This is a genomic window from Rummeliibacillus sp. TYF-LIM-RU47, from assembly GCF_008638315.1.
GTDB lineage: Bacteria > Bacillota > Bacilli > Bacillales_A > Planococcaceae > Rummeliibacillus > Rummeliibacillus stabekisii.
This window is the reverse complement of sequence record NZ_VVIR01000001.1, coordinates 2,172,423-2,191,085: the sequence shown is the minus strand read 5'-3', so window position 1 is coordinate 2,191,085 and position 18,663 is coordinate 2,172,423. Positions and strand designations below refer to the sequence as shown.

General features: G+C 38.1%; 16 protein-coding genes. 14 read left to right on the top strand and 2 right to left on the bottom strand.

Annotation, left to right across the window (positions count from 1 at the left end; genetic code table 11):
- The first annotated feature begins 18 nt into the window (after positions 1-18).
- Together F0527_RS11000 and F0527_RS10995 are read left to right on the top strand one after the other, a co-directional pair.
- Positions 19-1,629 (top strand): putative polysaccharide biosynthesis protein, encoded by a 1,611-nt coding sequence (locus tag F0527_RS11000; RefSeq protein WP_150284972.1) that lies wholly within the window; start codon positions 19-21, stop codon positions 1,627-1,629.
- Between the two features lie 11 nt (positions 1,630-1,640).
- Positions 1,641-2,354, top strand: a complete 714-nt coding sequence (locus F0527_RS10995; RefSeq protein ID WP_066789036.1) for a pseudouridine synthase — start codon at positions 1,641-1,643, stop codon at positions 2,352-2,354.
- Positions 2,355-2,538: 184 nt separating this feature from the next.
- On the opposite strand, the gene F0527_RS10990 is transcribed toward F0527_RS10995, so the two are convergent.
- Positions 2,539-2,760 (bottom strand): DeoR family transcriptional regulator, encoded by a 222-nt coding sequence (locus tag F0527_RS10990; RefSeq protein WP_066789033.1) that lies wholly within the window; start codon positions 2,758-2,760, stop codon positions 2,539-2,541.
- Between the two features lie 324 nt (positions 2,761-3,084).
- Between F0527_RS10990 and pepV the strand changes: the two genes are divergently transcribed.
- The 5 genes from pepV to F0527_RS10965 all read left to right on the top strand — a co-directional run bounded on the left by pepV (position 3,085) and on the right by F0527_RS10965 (position 10,023).
- Complete coding sequence (gene pepV / locus F0527_RS10985; RefSeq protein ID WP_150284839.1) at positions 3,085-4,476, top strand: dipeptidase PepV; 1,392 nt, start codon at positions 3,085-3,087, stop codon at positions 4,474-4,476.
- Positions 4,477-4,658: 182 nt separating this feature from the next.
- Positions 4,659-6,968, top strand: a complete 2,310-nt coding sequence (locus tag F0527_RS10980) for a right-handed parallel beta-helix repeat-containing protein (RefSeq protein ID WP_150284838.1) — start codon at positions 4,659-4,661, stop codon at positions 6,966-6,968.
- A gap of 98 nt (positions 6,969-7,066) precedes the next feature.
- On the top strand, positions 7,067-8,071 hold the full coding sequence (locus F0527_RS10975; protein WP_150284837.1) for an NERD domain-containing protein: 1,005 nt from the start codon (positions 7,067-7,069) through the stop codon (positions 8,069-8,071).
- Positions 8,072-8,206: 135 nt separating this feature from the next.
- The gene (trmB, locus tag F0527_RS10970; RefSeq protein WP_150284836.1) at positions 8,207-8,857 is read left to right on the top strand and encodes a tRNA (guanosine(46)-N7)-methyltransferase TrmB; all 651 of its coding nucleotides are present in this window, start codon (positions 8,207-8,209) and stop codon (positions 8,855-8,857) included.
- 302 nt (positions 8,858-9,159) lie between these two features.
- On the top strand, positions 9,160-10,023 hold the full coding sequence (locus tag F0527_RS10965) for a YtnP family quorum-quenching lactonase (RefSeq protein ID WP_150284835.1): 864 nt from the start codon (positions 9,160-9,162) through the stop codon (positions 10,021-10,023).
- A gap of 48 nt (positions 10,024-10,071) precedes the next feature.
- Here the strand turns inward: F0527_RS10965 and F0527_RS10960 are convergent, their stop codons facing one another.
- The gene (locus tag F0527_RS10960; protein ID WP_066789000.1) at positions 10,072-10,386 is read right to left on the bottom strand and encodes a peptidase M4; all 315 of its coding nucleotides are present in this window, start codon (positions 10,384-10,386) and stop codon (positions 10,072-10,074) included.
- 190 nt (positions 10,387-10,576) lie between these two features.
- Here F0527_RS10960 and F0527_RS10955 point away from each other — a divergent pair, with 190 nt between their 5' ends.
- The 7 genes from F0527_RS10955 to F0527_RS10925 all read left to right on the top strand — a co-directional run bounded on the left by F0527_RS10955 (position 10,577) and on the right by F0527_RS10925 (position 18,402).
- Complete coding sequence (locus F0527_RS10955; protein ID WP_285842849.1) at positions 10,577-11,626, top strand: M42 family metallopeptidase; 1,050 nt, start codon at positions 10,577-10,579, stop codon at positions 11,624-11,626.
- Between the two features lie 114 nt (positions 11,627-11,740).
- Entirely contained in the window at positions 11,741-12,271 is a 531-nt protein-coding gene (locus F0527_RS10950; RefSeq protein WP_483314021.1) for a DUF84 family protein, read from the top strand.
- Between the two features lie 80 nt (positions 12,272-12,351).
- Positions 12,352-12,873, top strand: coding sequence for a hypothetical protein (locus F0527_RS10945; RefSeq protein ID WP_066788986.1), 522 nt, complete (start codon positions 12,352-12,354; stop codon positions 12,871-12,873).
- A 12-nt stretch (positions 12,874-12,885) separates the two neighbouring features.
- Complete coding sequence (locus F0527_RS10940) at positions 12,886-13,197, top strand: thioredoxin family protein (RefSeq protein ID WP_066788983.1); 312 nt, start codon at positions 12,886-12,888, stop codon at positions 13,195-13,197.
- 60 nt (positions 13,198-13,257) lie between these two features.
- On the top strand, positions 13,258-14,082 hold the full coding sequence (locus F0527_RS10935) for a DUF1444 family protein (RefSeq protein WP_223823590.1): 825 nt from the start codon (positions 13,258-13,260) through the stop codon (positions 14,080-14,082).
- Positions 14,079-14,687, top strand: a complete 609-nt coding sequence (gene ytpR / locus F0527_RS10930; protein ID WP_150284833.1) for a YtpR family tRNA-binding protein — start codon at positions 14,079-14,081, stop codon at positions 14,685-14,687. The genes F0527_RS10935 and ytpR overlap by 4 nt, the downstream gene beginning before the upstream one ends.
- Before the next feature lie 334 nt (positions 14,688-15,021).
- Positions 15,022-18,402 carry a DNA translocase FtsK gene (locus tag F0527_RS10925; protein ID WP_223823563.1) on the top strand — a complete coding sequence of 1,127 codons (3,381 nt, stop codon included), beginning with the start codon at positions 15,022-15,024 and terminating at the stop codon, positions 18,400-18,402.
- Positions 18,403-18,663 lie beyond the last annotated feature (261 nt).

Genomic DNA, 18,663 nt, shown 5'->3' with positions numbered 1-18,663 from the left:
GAAGGATTGTTGGGTAATATGTCTTCATTAATGAAAGGAACTGCCATTCTAACGATTGGTATGTTTTTATCGAAAGTCTTGGGCCTCGTTTATATTTTTCCGTTTTATGCGATTATTGGGCAGAAAAACGTGGCTTTATATTCGTATGCCTATGTTCCGTATACAATAATGCTATCTGTAGCCATCTCAGGCGCACCGATTGCAGTATCAAAGTTTGTAGCGAAGTATAATAGCCTTGGTGATTATGACTCAGGGCGTAAGCTTGTCCGCTCGGGCTTGCTTATTATGACCATTACAGGTTTTTTATCTTTTTTAGTTCTATATTTTATGGCTACTCCAATAGCGCATATGGTCATCAAAGATGAAGAACAAATCTTTAGTGTAGCTCAAATTGCGGGCGTTATTCGTTGGGTAAGTTTTGCATTGATTGTGGTTCCTTTCATGAGCTTAGTGCGAGGTTTCTTCCAAGGTTACGACCATATGGAACCAACTGCCATATCACAATTAATTGAACAAATTGTTCGTATTATTGTTCTCTTAATTGGATCTTTCTTAGTCATGAGGGTTTTTCATGGTACAGCGCAAACAGCTATTTCATTCGCTGTATTTTCTGCTTTTATAGGAGCTTTGGGTGGTTTGCTCGCCCTTTGGTATTACTGGCGAAAGTTTAAGCCGGAGTTTAATCTGAAGTTACAGAACAGCGTTTCAACAGGTCAGCTTTCTTATAAAAGTATCTATAAAGAAGTTGTGACTTATTCCATTCCGTATGTATTTGTCGGTATTGCCAATCCCTTATTCCAACTAGTGGATATGCTGACGTTTAATACAGCGATGTCTAATATCGGACTGGCAAAGGTATCGGATGATTATCTAGGAATGCTGAATTTTACAACGCAAAAGATTGTCATTATACCTGTTATGCTTGCGACAGGGTTTTCTATGGCACTTGTGCCGGCAATCACTAATTACTTTACAAAGAATCAGCATAATGCCTTAATCAATACAATGGATAAAACCTATCAAATTCTTTTATTTATCACGTTGCCAGCAGTCGTAGGTATTTCGATATTGTCTGCAGACATCTATCATCTGCTTTATTCAGAGAGCGCTGTTGCTTCAAGTATTTTAGCTGCTTATGCGCCGGTTGCCATTCTGTTTGCATTTTTCCAAGTGACGGCTGCGCTGTTACAAGGTATCGATTATCAAAAATGGATTGTCTTTAGTTTATTGACAGGTATTCTTGTGAAGCTATCTCTGAATATACCTCTGATTGAGGCGATGGAAACACAAGGCGCGATTCTTGCAACAGCTATTGGTTATATGGTGTCAATCGTTATTAACATCCTAGTATTGAAAAAAGCGTTACATTATAAGTCAAAAGTGGTTGTAAGAAGATCAGTGCTTATTATTCTACTGACGCTCATTATGGCTGCCTCTGTCATCGTTACACATAAGCTACTTGTTCTGATGTTTGGTGTAGCGCATTCTAAAATTGCAGCGCTACTGTATCTCATTGTATGTATTACAGTGGGTGGTCTCGTGTATGCCTTTTTATCGCTCCGTACAAAGCTTGCACAAAAGTTGTTAGGTGATAAGATTGCAAAAATTGCACGTAAATTTGGAATGTAGGAGAGAGTGTTATGCGTTTAGATAAATTATTGTCAAACATGGGTTATGGTTCACGGAAAGATATAAAGAAATTATTAAAAACAAAAGCAGTCGCTATCGACGGGGAAGAGGCCAAAGATCCTTCATTACATGTGGATCCTGAAAAACAGAGCATAACGGTGCTTGGCGAGCGTGTCATCTATCAGGAGTTCATTTACCTAATGATGAATAAACCGGCAGGCGTCGTCTCTGCGACAGAGGATTTATATGATCAAACGGTTATTGATTTGATTGATCCTTTTTATGCGCATTTCGAACCGTTTCCTGTAGGCCGTTTGGACAAAGATACGGAGGGCTTCCTTCTTATAACAAATGATGGATCTCTTGCACATCGATTGCTGTCACCAAAAAAACACGTGCCGAAAGTATACTATGCAACAATTGATGGCTGTGTAACCGAAGAAGATGTAGTGGCATTTCGCCAAGGTGTTGTATTGGAGGATGGTTACCAAACAAAACCGGGTGAATTAAAAATTATAAAATCAGGTGCTTCATCAGAAATCGAGTTAACGATATCAGAAGGAAAGTTCCATCAGGTCAAAAGAATGTTCGAAGCGGTGAGCAAAAAAGTAACCTATTTGAAACGTCTATCAATGGGGAACTTAGAACTTGATGAGAGTTTAGAAACTGGAGAGTATAGAGAGTTAACACCAGAAGAGATTGAACAGATTGATGGCTGGAACTAGTGAGTAATTTGTTTTTTATAAAAAAATAAACACCAAAAAGAATGACCAAGCGACGCAGCATGGTCATTCTTTTTTTTACGTAAATTTAATTTCATTCATAACATAAGACGAATGGCCATCAGCATATTGGCTCGGTTCATCGTCTATTCAACGAAAAGCGTGAGATCCAACTCGTCGAATCTTTCTAAGATGTCATTTTCACTTTCTTACGCGTCGTTGTCCATCTGCCTCGACTTGGGCTTTCGACCAAATCATTAAAGGCTAACACATTCAAATCTCTCTGAATGGTGCGAGGAGTGATGCCGAATTCATCGACAAGGTCTTGTGTAGTCACAGTTCCCTTACTGTGTATATACATGTACACGTCCTTAATTCGATTGAGCATCCGATCAGTTGTGTGTTTCAATATTGAACACTCCTTCATCTTAATTCTAAAAGACTAGCGGACGACAATAATTGCGAGGTATTCAGGCTCCTAATTTAGTTTGCCTTAGACATCCCCTTTTCAAATTGGTTTGTCAAAAGTTATTTGACAATTTCATTATAACGAATCTTTTAGTTGATTTCCAACCTTTTGTTTGATTTAAGAAGTTTGGCGCATACATAAATAGAGCCATAGGCGAACAAAAATATTAGAAAATGGAAAAAGGTTCGATTTTTGGTTTGTCCTATGTGTATACTCTCAAAACAGTGTAAAATATAGTTGGAATGTAAAGGAGGAATAAAAACTATGGAATGGTTACAAAAAGCACAGGAAAGACAAGATGAACTAATTGCAGAGTTGCAAGAATTAGTGAGAATCGAAAGTGTTTTGGATGAAAGTATAGCTACAGAGGAGATGCCTTTCGGTGAAGGGCCGAAAAAAGCGTTGGACTGGATGCTTTCACAAGGTGAGAAGCAAGGATTAAAAACAAAAAATATTGATAATATGGTTGGCTACATAGAAATGGGAGAAGGCGATGAATTAGTCGGTATTCTCTGTCATGTTGATGTAGTGCCAGCAGGAAGTGATTGGGTACACCCTCCATTTGGTGCTGTAGTAGAAGATGGCAAGTTATTTGGAAGAGGCGCCATCGACGATAAAGGACCAACAATGGCTGCATGGCTTGCGATGAAGATGGTGAAAGATGCAGGTATAACATTAAACCGCAGAGTCCGGATGATTGTAGGGTCAGATGAAGAGTCAGGCTTCCGTTGCGTTAAAAGATATGTAGAAAAAGAAGAAATGCCTACATTAGGCTTCGCGCCAGATGCAGACTTCCCGATTATTAATGCTGAAAAAGGAATCGCTGAGGTTTCTTTCCGTCAACAAGCTTCTTCAAAAGAAAACGAACAATTAATTTCGTTCCATGCGGGTCATCGTATGAATATGGTGCCGGATTTTGCTGAAGCCATTGTACGCAATATGCCTGAGGAGTCTGAAGTTATTTTTAATGCTTATTTAGCTTCATCACAATTGGAAGGATCCATCGAAAAGACAGAAGAGGGACATAAATTAGCAGTAAAAGGTAAATCAGCACATGCAATGGAGCCGAACGCTGGGATTAACGCTGCGGTAAAACTTGCTCAATATCTAAACACAGTGTTGACAACACCTCAATCTAAAGAATTTACAGGGTTCATCGTAACAGCTTTCGCAAATGAAACAAGAGGCCATGCGCTAGATCTTGCATTCACAGATGAAATGTCAGGCGATACAACGTTGAACGCAGGCATTGTGTCATTTGAAGAAGGAAAAGGTGGAAGAATAGATGTCAGTATGCGCTATTCAGTAACATATCCTTATGAAGAGAAAATCGCTGCTGGTAAGCAAGCGACTGCTAAACTTGGATTTGATCTAGTCGTAGATGATAATTCAGAACCACACTATGTAAAACCAGAAGAAGAATTAATTCAAAAGCTTTCTAAAGTATATGAACGAAATACGGGGGAGAAAGCAGAATTATTATCTATTGGTGGAGGCACATATGCACGTGAATTGCCAACAGGCGTAGCGTTCGGCATGTTGTTCCCAGGCGAACCAGACGTCGCTCACCAAGCAGATGAATTTGTAGTAATTGAAAATCTCGTAAAGGCTGCTGCCATCTATGCAGATGCAATCGTGGAGCTTGGTACGAAATAGTGATAGGAAACCTCCGTCTAATTTAGATGGAGGTTTTTTGGTTGTTGCTGAAATAGTTGTTTTGTGAAGAGGAACCAAGACAGCGTTTAAAGGAAATTAGTTCTGGAAGGATAATTGTATACCAGCAGTACATAATAAAGCCAAGTATGAAAATTAGTGTGTAAAGTAGGAGTGATCTTTCTATGTATTTTGCTAAACGTTTTTTATACATAATTTTACTATCCTTTATCATGTCATTGCTTTTCTGCAAATTTGACCTTTTTGATGCCTCAGCGAAGCAAAAAGATTACACTATCTCACCAAATACGAAACCCCTCAATAAGAAAATACAAGGCTATTCCACTTATACAAAAGAAACGAAAAACTACTACACCATTCGATCTTATTTAGAGGAGCTGGAAAAAAAGGGTGGAGGCAAGCTTGTATTAAAAAAAGGCAAATACTCTATTACCAATACATTATTCGTACCTTCAAACGTAACTATTCAACTAAATAACGGAGTGATTTTGAAAAAGAGTATGAATACGGGAAGCGGGAATACATTAAAGCCTTCGTATTCCATGTTCCAATTGGTAGCGCCTAGCATGGTAAAGAAGATAGGCATGCATTATGATTATAACGGTTCTACAAATATCAATATAATAAGTGGTGGAAAGGCCACCATTGATTTGAATCATCAAAAAAATGTAAATGGAATAATCGCAGGACATAATGAGAACCTGCTTATTAAGAATATTCAATTCCTTAATGCGAATGAAGGCTATTTTATACAATTAGCTGGTACAAAACATGCGACCATTCAAAACAACACCTTCCTTCATCAACATTCTTCTTCCAAACCAGTCATCAGTTTGGATACAGCAGAAGAAAAGGATGGCAACTACCAGGTCAGCTGGAGTATGTATGATGGAACGCCGAATGTGCATACGACGATTGAGCAAAACTATTTCTATGATATTTACCAAGCGATTAGTTCAAAAAATGCTACAGATGGAAAGCCTCAAAACAAAATCGTAATTCGAAAAAACAAAATAGCTCACGCAAGCTCGAATATGATTGTGATGAACAACTGGCGTCTCTCAACAGTTGAAGACAACACTCTAGAAGATGCAAAAGGCTATGGGGTTTATGTTATAGGTTCCTACAAGCCTGTCATTCGTCTGAACCAATTGAAAAAAATGAAGATTCCCGTCAAGCTAGCAGAGTATACTTCGAATGGCGCAGTGAGCGAAAACACGGTCACTCTTAGCAATAAAAAAGCACTTGCTTCGAATAAGGGTGAACAGCTTAAAGAATATGCCATCCCCATCGAACACGACCAGTTTTTAGAAAAAATTGAGATTACCAATCTAAAGGATCTTAATAAGGCTGTATATACTGTCACACCAAAGTCAGTTACCTTAAATAAGGAATACCTCTTACGTAATTCTTATACAGACCAGACAAAGCAGTATTACGCATTGCGCTCATACATGGAGCAGCTTGAGAAGCAAGGTGGCGGAAAGCTTGTTTTTAAAAAAGGAAAATATACGATTACCAATGTTTTATATGTGCCGTCCAATGTGACACTTGAGTTTGAAGATGGCGTCGAAATAATTAAAGGTGATCATACGGGGAGTACGACCATCAACCCTTCTAATTCCATCTTCCAGCTGATTCGGCCTTCTTTATCGAAGAAAGAGCGAGTTGTAGGTGGCCATAAAGGTGAAAAAAACATTCGCTTTATTGGCAAAGGGAAAGTGATTTTTGATCTGAAGTTCAAATTATTCAGCTTTGCGATTATCATGGGGCACAATAAAAATGTACAGATACAAAATATACAGTTCAAAAATATGAACGGCGGACACTTTATTGAAATGGACGCCTCGGAAAATGTAATCATTCGAGATAACGAATTTTTCAATTCCATTCCATCAGCTCGACATGTGAAAGAAGCGATTAACTTAGATACGCCGGATAAAACCACTCTTGGGTGGAGTTCTGAATGGAGCAATTTTGATCGAACAGCCAATAAACGGATTCTAATTCTCAACAATCAGTTTAAGAATTTAGATCGAGCTATCGGAACTCATAAATATTCAGAGGGACATCCACATAAACAAATCGTTATTTATGGAAATATAATTGATACGACCAGAAATGATGCTATACGGATTATGAACTGGATGAACCCAACCATAGCAGAAAACGTAATAAAAAATGTGGCCAAAGGCGATCCAGAAAAACGTGGTATTCTATCTAGTGGAGCGATTCACCCCAAAATCCAATATAATACTTTTGAAAAAGTGGGCCGACCTATCCAATTTATTGCTTGGCAAAATACAGGGCCAGGGGAACAATATAAACAAATTAAAGATAAGCTTTCAAATGCTGAAAAGGAATTACTTAAGACAAATGATTTGATTGATACAGAAGAAGTATTTGCCCGCATTAACAATAAGTATCTAGAGTACAACAATCCAGAAAAAATCTTGTTATTAAACTGGCGCTAATAATGGGTATATAAAAAACATGGTAAAATAAATTTGCGAGATACCCCCATTTTTATGGGGGGTACATAAAAAGAAAACTTCATATGGGAGGTGTTCATTTGGCACAGCTAGTAAAATTGCAAGATTATGTTTCTAGATATGAAAAAGATTTAAAGAGATACACAACCCAATTTGTCCGTCTTAAAAAGGTACAATGGATTCGTATGAAAAGCGATTGGGAGACAGGTAATATTCATGGGGAGCTTGAGGTAGAAGAAGCAGAAGAAAAACCAAAAAAGAGCTTTTTGCCACGCTTTTTCCGTAGAAAAAGTAAAAAGACACAGGATGATGAAAACATCGAAGGTAGTACAGAATCCTTTTTTACAGAGAATGAAAAAGAGTTAAATGGAGAGTTGGTTCCAGATATGCACGAAGAAGAAAATGCATATACGTTTCAGCCGTCTTTCTATTTCGCACCGCAAACCATGGATGATTTAAAACGTATGTATATTGATCAGTTGTTTCAGTTTCAAATGAAATGGGCGAGCTCAACATTGCGAGAGGAATCACATCTAAACCCGAGATATACACGAGATACGTTGCTGCGTGCATTTACACAACGTTTGCCAGATAGCTATTTATTATTATATCGACCTGTTTTTCAAATCAAACGGGCTCCTGTAGAAGCGGGTATTATCTTGTTAACTCCTACACAATGTCTCTGTATCGGAGTACTGGAAGAGGAGGTCCAAGCAGCTTTTATTCCAGACGGTAGCCGTTTTTGGACGAAGAAAATTGGCAAGATTGACAAAAAGATTTTAAGTCCGCTAATTGGATTAAATCGAACAGAAAGTATTGTAAAGCAAATTTTTCGGGAAAATGGCATCGAGATGCCTATCAAAAAAATTGTGCTATCTAGAAATGGTTATATTAATGATACAAATACGAGTTTTGGTATCGAATATATCGATAAAAAAACATATCCAGATTGGTTTAGCTATTTAAAGAAAAATTCATCACCTATGAAGGCAATGCAATTAAAAGCGGCGCAATCACTTTTGCAAAACGTATTAACTACTTCGTACAATAAGATGGACCCAGGTGAAGATGCAGCTTCGCATTAATAGCAGGATATGCAGGGATTAAAAGAAAAAATACTGCTGTTTACCATCTTTTTGTCCGGAAAGCCCTTGACTCAACCTATAACTTCTTGAATAATTAAATGTTGATTATATGAATAAAAGAAATGAGGAAATATAATGAGAGTTCGTAATAAACCGTGGGCTGGAGATTTTATTAAAGCACACCCTGAAATCATTATACCAAATCCAGAAGAATATAAAGGAAATTGGCAAAAACTATTTGGGAATGACCATCCGCTTCATATCGAAGTAGGATCCGGCAAAGGTCAGTTTATCACCGGAATGGCACTTCAAAACCCAGACATTAATTATTTGGGAATTGAATTATTTGATAGCGTTATTGTAAAAGCTGCTGAAAAAGTGATCGCTGCGGGTACGCCAGAAAATGTTCGTTTATTGCTTATTAATGGCGCTGATTTAGAGAAATACTTTACTAAAAACGATGTGGATCGCCTTTATCTAAACTTTTCTGATCCATGGCCTAAATCAAGACATGCCAAACGCCGTCTAACGCACGAAAGCTTCTTAAAAATATATGAGTCCATCTTAGTTGATGAGGGAGAAATCCATTTTAAAACCGATAATAGAGGGTTGTTTGAGTATTCATTAGTCAGCCTGTCTCATTACGGCATGCTGCTAAATAAAGTCTCACTTGACTTACATGTGGAAATGCCTGAAGATAACGTGATGACTGAGTATGAAGAGAAATTTTCTGCGAAGGGACAACCGATCTATCGTCTTGAAGCTCAATATCAGCTTAAAAAATAGCTAATATATTTTAACTTTCGCGAATATGAAATAGAAAAAGCGCATGGTAGATAAAGCCATGCGCTTTTATTAGGATTAATTTACCGGAAACCGTTTTCTACTAAAGAATAGAATAATGGCTCCCAGCATAAGCAATAGATGTACTCTAAGTTTTCTAAATTATGTTACAATTATAACGGTATCTACTATCGATGCTGTCTTAACTTGAGACTACTAGAAGAAAAAATAAGAGATTTTTATTTATTTCTTCATGAACATTAACCGACTTTTCAGTGGTCTTATTACACAAAGGGGGATTTTCAATGGATACATTTCAATTTCATGATATGACGTTAACGTGGTTAAATGGGGGAGTAACCTATTTAGATGGCGGCGCGATGTTTGGCGTTGTGCCAAAGCCTTTATGGTCAAGAAAATATCCTAGCAATGAGAATAATCAAATTGAACTTCGAACAGACCCGATTTTGATTCAGTATAAAGGGAAAAATTTATTGATTGATGCAGGTGTGGGCAATGGGAAATTTACAGAGAAGCAGCTGCGCAATTATGGTGTGGAAGAGCAATCGAATATCGATGATAGTTTAAAAGAGTTAGGACTTACAACAGAAGATATTGATATTGTGCTCATGACTCATTTGCACTTTGATCATGCATGTGGATTGACTAAGTGGCAAAATGATGAATTGGTGTCTACGTTCCCTCATGCTAAAATTATGGCCTCTCAAATTGAATGGGATGAGATGAGAGAACCGAATATTCGTTCAGCAAATACGTATTGGGAAGAAAATTGGAAGCCAATTATAGGACAAGTTCAAACATTTGAGGAAGAATTGGAAGTAATGCCTGGTATTACAATGTTCCATACTGGTGGTCATAGTGAGGGACATGCCATTATTCGGCTAACACAAGCAGGCGAAACAATCATCCATATGGCGGACATAATGCCGACACATGCGCATCAAAATCCGCTATGGGTACTCGCATATGATGATTATCCAATGACATCTGTCTTTGCAAAAGAAAAACTGGTAGACGAAATACTAAAGAACGGCTATTGGGTAAGTTTCTATCACGATGCCCATAAACGATTAATCAAATGGGATCAATCAGGAAAAGAGATTATTGCAGAATTGCCACGTACGAGAGAGACACATACAACAGCATAACAAAAAATCCCTCATCTTATTTGTAAGATGGGGGAATAGATTAATAAATTATACTTTTACTAAATCGACTACTGAACCTGTTCTTGCATCAGCTGAGAATTCAAAGTTCACGGTTTCTCCTTCTTGCACACGAGAAATACCGCCTTTGTATACAGGAATTTCAATGTTTTCTTTGTAAACTGTTTCTGGTTGCATATAAATCCATGAACCATCAATAGGACCTTGTTCTTTAAAAGCTTCTTTTATATTATTGAGAACATGGTCTGCATTTTCGTACGGACTTACTTTTTCGCCGACCCGTTTTACTACATAAGCAGCTGAAATACCAGTTGCAACGCCTAATAAGAAGTCTCCTAATTTCATTATAAATGCCCCCTTTTCATATATACAGTGTATCACAAATAGATTGAAATGAACATTCAGAGGGAAATAGAATAGGTGGTCATAAAACTTCGTAATTCGAAATATAGAAGTGGAATTTTCCTACTATTTTGTCTACAATAAAAGAGACTGTATAAAGGGAGGCTTCACTGTGAAACAAGATACATTAGAGATGTTTAAGACACTTACTGAATTGCCAGGAGCTCCAGGCAATGAACATGCTGTACGTGCATACATGCGGGCAGAATTATCTAAATACGCGGATGAAATTGTACAAGATAACTTAGGTGGCATATTTGGACTGAAAAAAGGTGACGAAAATGGTCCACGCATTCTTGTAGCTGGACATATGGATGAAGTAGGATTCATGGTGACAGGTATTACGGATAATGGCATGATTCGCTTCCAAACACTTGGCGGCTGGTGGAACCAAGTTATGCTCGCACAACGTGTGGAGCTTTATACGAAAGATAGCAAGATCCCGGGTGTGATTGCTTCTGTACCGCCACACCTATTAACACCAGAAATGCGAGAAAAACCAATGGAGATTAGCAATATGCTGATCGATATCGGTGCTGACAACAAAGAAGAAGCTGAAAAGGCGGGTGTCCGTCCAGGTCAACCAATTCTTCCAATCTGCCCATTCACCCCTATGGTCAATCCGAAAAAGATTATGGCCAAGGCTTGGGACAATCGCTATGGCTGTGGTCTTTCCATCGAATTATTAAAAGAATTAAAAGATGAAGTATTGCCGAATACGCTTTATTCAGGCGCGAATGTAATGGAAGAGGTCGGCCTGCGAGGTGCAAAAGTAGCGGCTAATATGATTAAACCTGATCTATTCTTTGCATTAGATGCAAGCCCTGCAAATGATGCAACAGGTGATAAAACACAGTTTGGTCAACTAGGTAAGGGGACATTGCTTCGCATATTGGACAGAACGATGGTTACGCATAAGGGCATGCGGGAATATGTTCTTGATACAGCAGAATCCAATAACATTCCTTATCAATATTTCGTTTCACAAGGTGGCACGGATGCAGGTGTTGTCCATACATCCAATGATGGTATACCTAGTGCAGTAATTGGCGTTTGCTCACGCTACATTCATACGCATGCTTCTATTGTGCATACAGATGATATTGATGCAGCAAAAGAATTGCTCGTTCAATTAGTAAAAAATGCGGACCGGTCTACACTAGAATCAATCCGTCAGCAGTAGTCAAAGATATATACCAGTGCTTGGATTGTGGAAACTATTCATGCCTATTTGATATAGTAAGGGGAGATTTCCTAACAAGGGGATCTCCCCTTAACTTATTGTGAGGAAGTGTTTATGATGAAAGTAGGAATTGGTACAACAAATAAAGCAAAAGTATCAGCGGTAATTTCAGTGGTGACAAAGCATTTTCATGATATATTAACGTTCGAACATTTATCGGTTTCTTCTGATGTTTCTCCTCAGCCTATGTCTACTGAAGAGACAAGGAGAGGCGCTATCAACCGTGCGAAAAAAACGTTAGCAGAGTCAAATGCAGATCTAGCCTTCGGTTTGGAAGGCGGCGTTACGATAATAGAAGATATCATGTACCTATGCAATTGGGGAGCCTTAGCTTTGCCGAATGGTAAGGTGTTAACTGCTGCCGGAGCTCAAATTCCTTTACCGCAAGAAATTGCCACCAAACTGACTGGCACACAAGAGCTTGGCCCAATAATGGACGAATACACAAAACAGCTGGATACTAGGCAAAATGCCGGTGCGATTGGCGTTTTTACAGATGGATTGATTGACCGCAAAGAGATGTTCGAACATATTCTTCAAGAGCTAGTCGGCCAATACTTTTTCTATCAAAAAAACTCGAAATAGCATGAAAAAACATGATAGTTGCATTGACCTATCGGGCATTCTACAATGAAATTAGTAAAAGTACGAATGGAGGAATGGACATGTTCCGTCAATGTACAAGACTAATGATTTGCAGTGCGTTTGTATTCACTGTAGCAGCATGTAGCAATAATGTGGATACAAAAATTTCAAAAGGCTTTGAAAGTGCAGACCAAGTTTTTGAGCAAAAACCAAAGACAAGTACTGCATCAACAGAACATCTGCAATTTTATTTGCCAAAGGACTTTACGATTAAATCATCTTCGGATGAAACAAATATACTTCTTAAAAAAGGTGATGAAACTTTTTCATTATTCATTAACCCGCATGAGCCAAAGCAAAGCAAGCAGTTCTACAAGGCTATACAACAAAAGGAAAAGGATGCCATTGTAAAGGAACAGACTTATGAGAAAGACGGTCAATTTGGCTTTGCAAGTGTGTTAGAGGACGATAATCACAATTATCGGGTAGTCGCAAGTACTGGCGGAGTCAAAATTACTGGCGTATCAGGCCAACAAAATATTGACCATACGATTCCTGAGCTAATGGAAATTGCCCATTCTGTACAAATAAAAAATAAGTGAGGTAACGATTAAATGGAAACACTACAATCTGTCGAACAATTTCATGAATTAAAAGGACAAGGGAAGCATGTCTTCTTATTTACTGCTGGCTGGTGTCCGGACTGCCGCTTTATTGACCCATTTATGCCAGAGGTTGAAAAGAAATTTAGCGAATTCACATTTGTTTCAATCAACCGTGATGACTTTATTGATTTATGTGTGGAATTGAATGTATACGGCATCCCAAGTTTTATCGCTTATTCTAATGGGGAAGAAACTGGCCGTTTTGTTTCAAAGGACCGCAAAACTCAAGAGGAAATCGAAAAATTCCTTCAAGCACAATAAAATTCGCAGAGGGACAGTGAGCTATCTGGACTTTTGATAAACAGTAATTTTCCAAAAGGAGTGAGTACGATTAAAGCGAAAGAATTAGTAGCTATTTTAAAAGACCGTCTAGGGGAAACTCACTATGAATGGAAACTAGAAAATAAGACCAACAAATTGCGAATAGACCAACGTTCAACTGGCAAGGGGATGGATCTTTCTCTTGGTGATGTGCTAACTAAATATGATGAGCGCAAAGATAAAGCGATTGATGAAGTTGTCTATACCATTGAACAGACATTCGAGGCATTGAAAGCAGAAAAAGAGCAGGGATTCAAAGATCTCTCGAATGTCTATCCAGTCATTCGTTCTGGTTCTTTTCCTAAGAAGTCTAAAGAAGGACAACCGTTCCTCACATCAGAACATACAGCTGAAACGGTTATCTACTATGCACTTGATTTAGGCACTACATATAGGCTTATAGATGAATCAATGCTCAGCCAATTAGGTGTGCCTGCTGAAAGAGTAAAAGAATCTGCACGTTTTCAAGTTCGTAAACTTCCTACTCATGTAAAAAAAGATGAGGTAGGCGGCAATATCTTTTACTTTTTAAATGAAAATGATGGCTATGATGCAAGCCGAATTTTAAATGACGCTTTCTTAAAGGAAATGCAAAGCCAAGTAGAAGGGGATATGACGGTGTCCGTTCCTCATCAAGATGTTCTCATTATAGGGGATATAAGAAATAATACTGGATATGATGTGCTTGCACAAATGACCATGCATTTCTTTACGGTTGGGGCTGTACCTATTACCTCATTGTCCTTCATATACGAAGACGGCAAACTAGAACCCATATTTATCTTAGCTAAAAATAGAGTGAAGAAGGAGCAAGGAGAATCATGATCGTATCATACAACAAAGAATTTGTCGGGGATGTTTTACTCGTTCAGCTTTCAAGTGAACCTATTGTAAAAACAGAAATCGAAAAACATAACGACCTAGTATTTTTAAAAGAAAAGGCAACAGGTGAAGTTAAAGGCTTTAATCTATTCAATGCAAGCAACTATTTGAAAATTGAAGAAGCAGGGAATGTACCCATTACAGAGGAACTGATCTCTGAATTGAAAGATGCCGTCAATAAAAATAATGCTCATTTAGACTTTGATGTTGATCTGTCTCCTAACTTTGTTGTTGGCCATGTGAAAGAAGTATCTGAACATCCAAATGCAGACAAATTACATATTTGCAAGGTAGATGTTGGCGAAGAAGAACCTCTACAAATTGTATGCGGAGCACCAAATGTTGCGGAGGGACAGCGAGTTGTAGTAGCAAAAGTAGGAGCAGTTATGCCTTCAGGAATGCTTATCAAAGCTTCAGCGTTACGAGGAGTAGATTCATACGGCATGCTTTGCTCAGCACGTGAATTAGCTATCCCTAATGCTCCTCAAGTTAAAGGAATTATGGTACTTGATGAAGATTCAAAAGTGGGAGCAGCATTTGAAGTATAGTTTTGCCGCCATTATAGCCTTATTGGTTGTTTAAAGTAGCGTATTTAAATAGAATTTGAATTAAAATATATACGACCGTCTCCTGTTGAATTTGGAGGCGGTTTTTTTCAAAGAGATCATCGTTAAGAAAATCTGCTGTCCTGGGCTCTGGGTGTTGGATTGACCTAAAAATGAACAAATAACTCTAGTAAAATATCCCCGCGATTTTTTTCGAATCACCAAATTCTACGTGAAAAAATAGGGAGTTGTGACAGATTCGTCTCAAACGCGTTGCATGAAGCTATTTGTTACTGCTAAAATGTAGTCAATGATTTAGAAAAGAGTGGTGCATATAATGAGTTGGTTTAAAAAAATCGTAACTCGAATTCTAGGCGACGAAGCAGAAGAAACGCCAGGAAAAAATCAGACCTACAATGAATATGAAGAAGATCAACCCTATCAATCTTATGATCAATTTGAAGAAAACAATTCTGAAGATTACTATAATGAAAATGAATATGACTATACTGCTTATAGAGATGAAATGATAGAAACAGAACAATCTCAGGAACCGCATCCGTCATTTAACTTTCCAATGGTTTCAGATGAATATGTGAAAGAAAGTAATGAGGAAGAAGCTGAGGACTATAATATTCCTCCTGCAGAGACGTCTGGACACTTTGAACAGCCAAGGCAGCAGACGAAAATCCATTCAACTTGGCAAGATAGACAACAATCTACTGTAAGGCCTAAAGACTATTCTCCATTTAGTCGAGAGCCTAGAGGATTAAAAGGTGTAGTAGAAAAGCAAAGTAGGGAAAACTATAACCCTTTTCGATCAAGTAACTCTAAGCCTATAAAACCAGCTCACGAGCCATACAAGCAAGAGATGAAATATGAAAAAAAGGCATTTAAGCAAGAGACCAAGTATGAAAAAAAGGCAATTTATCCTTCTCAAGAAAAAGAGATAAATAAAGATAGAGAGAAAGAAAAAGCGGTTACGAAGCAAGTAGACTACCCAGTGAAAAAGAAGTTCGTCCCAACAGATGTGCCATCGCCTGTCTATGGTTTTAAAAGACCTAAGCGTCCAAAAGATATTCAAAAACTAATAGATGAAAAGGAAAAAAAGGCAAAAGAGCCTCTACCAAAGACAACAGAAGCTTTGATTGATAGTCATATGAACAAGCAAAAGGCTATTGAAAATGAAACAACAAAAGCAGATTTACCTGCTAGCGGGTCCGTAATAAAGCCTGAGTTGCCAAAAAATCTAGACAAGGGAATAGAAGAACAAGTAGGACAGGTTCCAAATAATACATCTCAACATATAGTTGAAGAAAAGACTAAAATTCAGCAATCGCCCACACTAGAAAAATTGCCTGCCAAATCAGAAAGTGAACACATGCTTGTAGAAACAAATAGGAGTGGGGAAGAAGAACATAAGCATGAAGACAAATGTAATGCAATTGTGCAAGAACCTGTACATGAAGAAAAAGCGCAGGTAATTGAAACCAACGTTGAGATTGCAGCTGATGTAATAGAAGAACTAGAAGAACAGGAAGTAATAGAAGAACAAGAAGTAACTGAAGAACTAGAAGAACTAGAAGAACTAGAAGAACTAGAGAAATTTGAAGTAACTGAAATACCAGAAGAGACAGTACAAAACAAAACTTCAGGTAGCAAAATTCCATTTAATGTTGTCATGCTAAAAACAGATAAGAAAAAATTAGATCCATTTAGCAACATAGATATATCATGGTCAGGAAAGAAGTTGCCAATTAACCAGCCTGTTGTTGAAGAAATAACTAACCCTGTCAATGATGAGACTGTACAAGAAATAGAGACGTTGAATCAGGAAAAAGCAACAGAGGCAATTAGTGTAACTGTTGAAGAGCATGAATTACTAGAAGTACAGAAGGCTGAATTAGAAACAGTGCAAGCATTTGAAGGAGAAATACCTGAAAATGATGAAGATGGAATACCAAATGCAACGGAGCATTCAGGTAGCAGAGTTCCGTTTAATGTGGTGATGTTAAAGACAGATAAGGAAAAGCTAAACCCTTACAGCAATATTGAAACACCATTGAGGAATAAAACATCTTTCAGTACCCCTTCAAAACAAGAAGCTGTACAGCCTAAAGAAGTGCCAGCAGTTTCAATGCCAAATCAATCAGAAATAGAGGAAGAAATCCAAGAAGAGATTATCGAAAAGTCACCAGAGGTTTTGCAGGAATCTCATTCAGCTCAGATAGATACGGAAACAGCTTCTATCGAAGACAAAAAAGAGCAAGTCGAATACAAACCTTCTACAGTCAACGAGCATTTGGACGAAGCAATCGCTTATTTAAAGCCTCCTGAAGAGCAAACTGAGGATTTTGGTTGGATGGATGTACAAGGTGAAAAGCTGATTGAAGCATTATCTTACTTCCAAATCGATGGGGAGATTGTTCAAATTGTGCAAGGGCCTGCTGTCACACAGTTTGAAATAACGGTAGGGCACGGTGTGAAGGTAAGTAAAATCCGGAATTTGGCGGATGACTTAAAGCTGGCACTTGCAGCAAGAGATATACGTATTCAAGCTCCAATACCTGGTAAAAGCTCAATAGGTATTGAAATACCAAATCGTACATCACGTGCTGTCCGACTTACTGAAGTCGTAAAACATTCTTCTTTCATTAACTCAGATTCTCCTCTTGAAGCAGCACTCGGATTGGATTTGACAGGAGAACCGATGACGATTGATTTGAGGAAAATGCCGCATGGAATGATTGCAGGGGCAACAGGGTCTGGTAAATCTGTTTGCATTAATTCACTATTGGTTAGCTTGTTATTAAAAGCAAGCCCACAGGATGTTAAATTAATGTTGATTGATCCTAAAATGGTAGAATTAGCGCCATTTAATCATATTCCGCATTTAGTAAGTCCTGTCATCACTGATGTGAAAGCAGCAACTGCTGCACTGAAGTGGGCTGTGGAAGAGATGGAGCGACGATACCAGCTATTTGCACATGCTGGAGCGAGGGATATTACTCGCTACAATAAAATGGTAGAAGCAGACCGCAAGTTTTCTCTAAAAATGCCTTATTTAGTCATTGTAATTGATGAATTGGCTGATTTAATGATGATGTCTCCTCAAGAAGTAGAAGAATCCATTTGCCGTATTGCACAGAAAGCTAGAGCTTGTGGTATTCATCTTGTACTTGCGACCCAAAGACCGTCAGTTGATGTTATTACAGGGTTGATTAAATCTAATATACCTACACGAATTGCATTCTCTGTATCATCACATGTGGATTCACGTACGATCTTAGATAGCCAAGGCGCTGAACGATTATTAGGCAGAGGCGATATGCTTTATTTAGGTAACGGAATGTCTGCTCCGGTTCGTGTACAGGGAACATTTGTAACGGATGATGAGATTGAAGAGGTTACATCCTATGTAAGGTCGTTAGGCGAACCAGATTACTTATTCCAACAAGAAGAGCTACTAAAAAAAGTTGACTCTATTGAAGAACAAGATGAGCTATTTGAAGAAGCCTGCCGATTCATTTGTAGGGAAGGAACTGTGTCAGTATCCTCATTGCAAAGAAAATATCGCATAGGTTATAACCGTGCAGCGAGATTAGTAGATATGATGGAGGCGCAAGGTTTTATTTCAGAATCCAAAGGCACTAAACCAAGAGATGTCTTTTTGACTGAACAAGATCTTGAAAACATATTCAACGACTCACATGTATAATATCACGCGTAATTCCCATACTTTATTTACTTTATAAGCAAAATGTATACCGCAATAACAGGCGCTTGGCCCCACAATAGCACTTAGAGTGATATAAAGAGGGATAGAAGTGGGGACAACAACCTGATAATTTTTGATTGAAATACTTTCCTCAGTTAGAGGATTAAGATTACACCGTTAAGTGAAAGTTTCATTTTATTGAAATATACGGATAGTTTAGAACCGCATAGTTTCATGTTATAATGGTAGTTGTTTTAATAA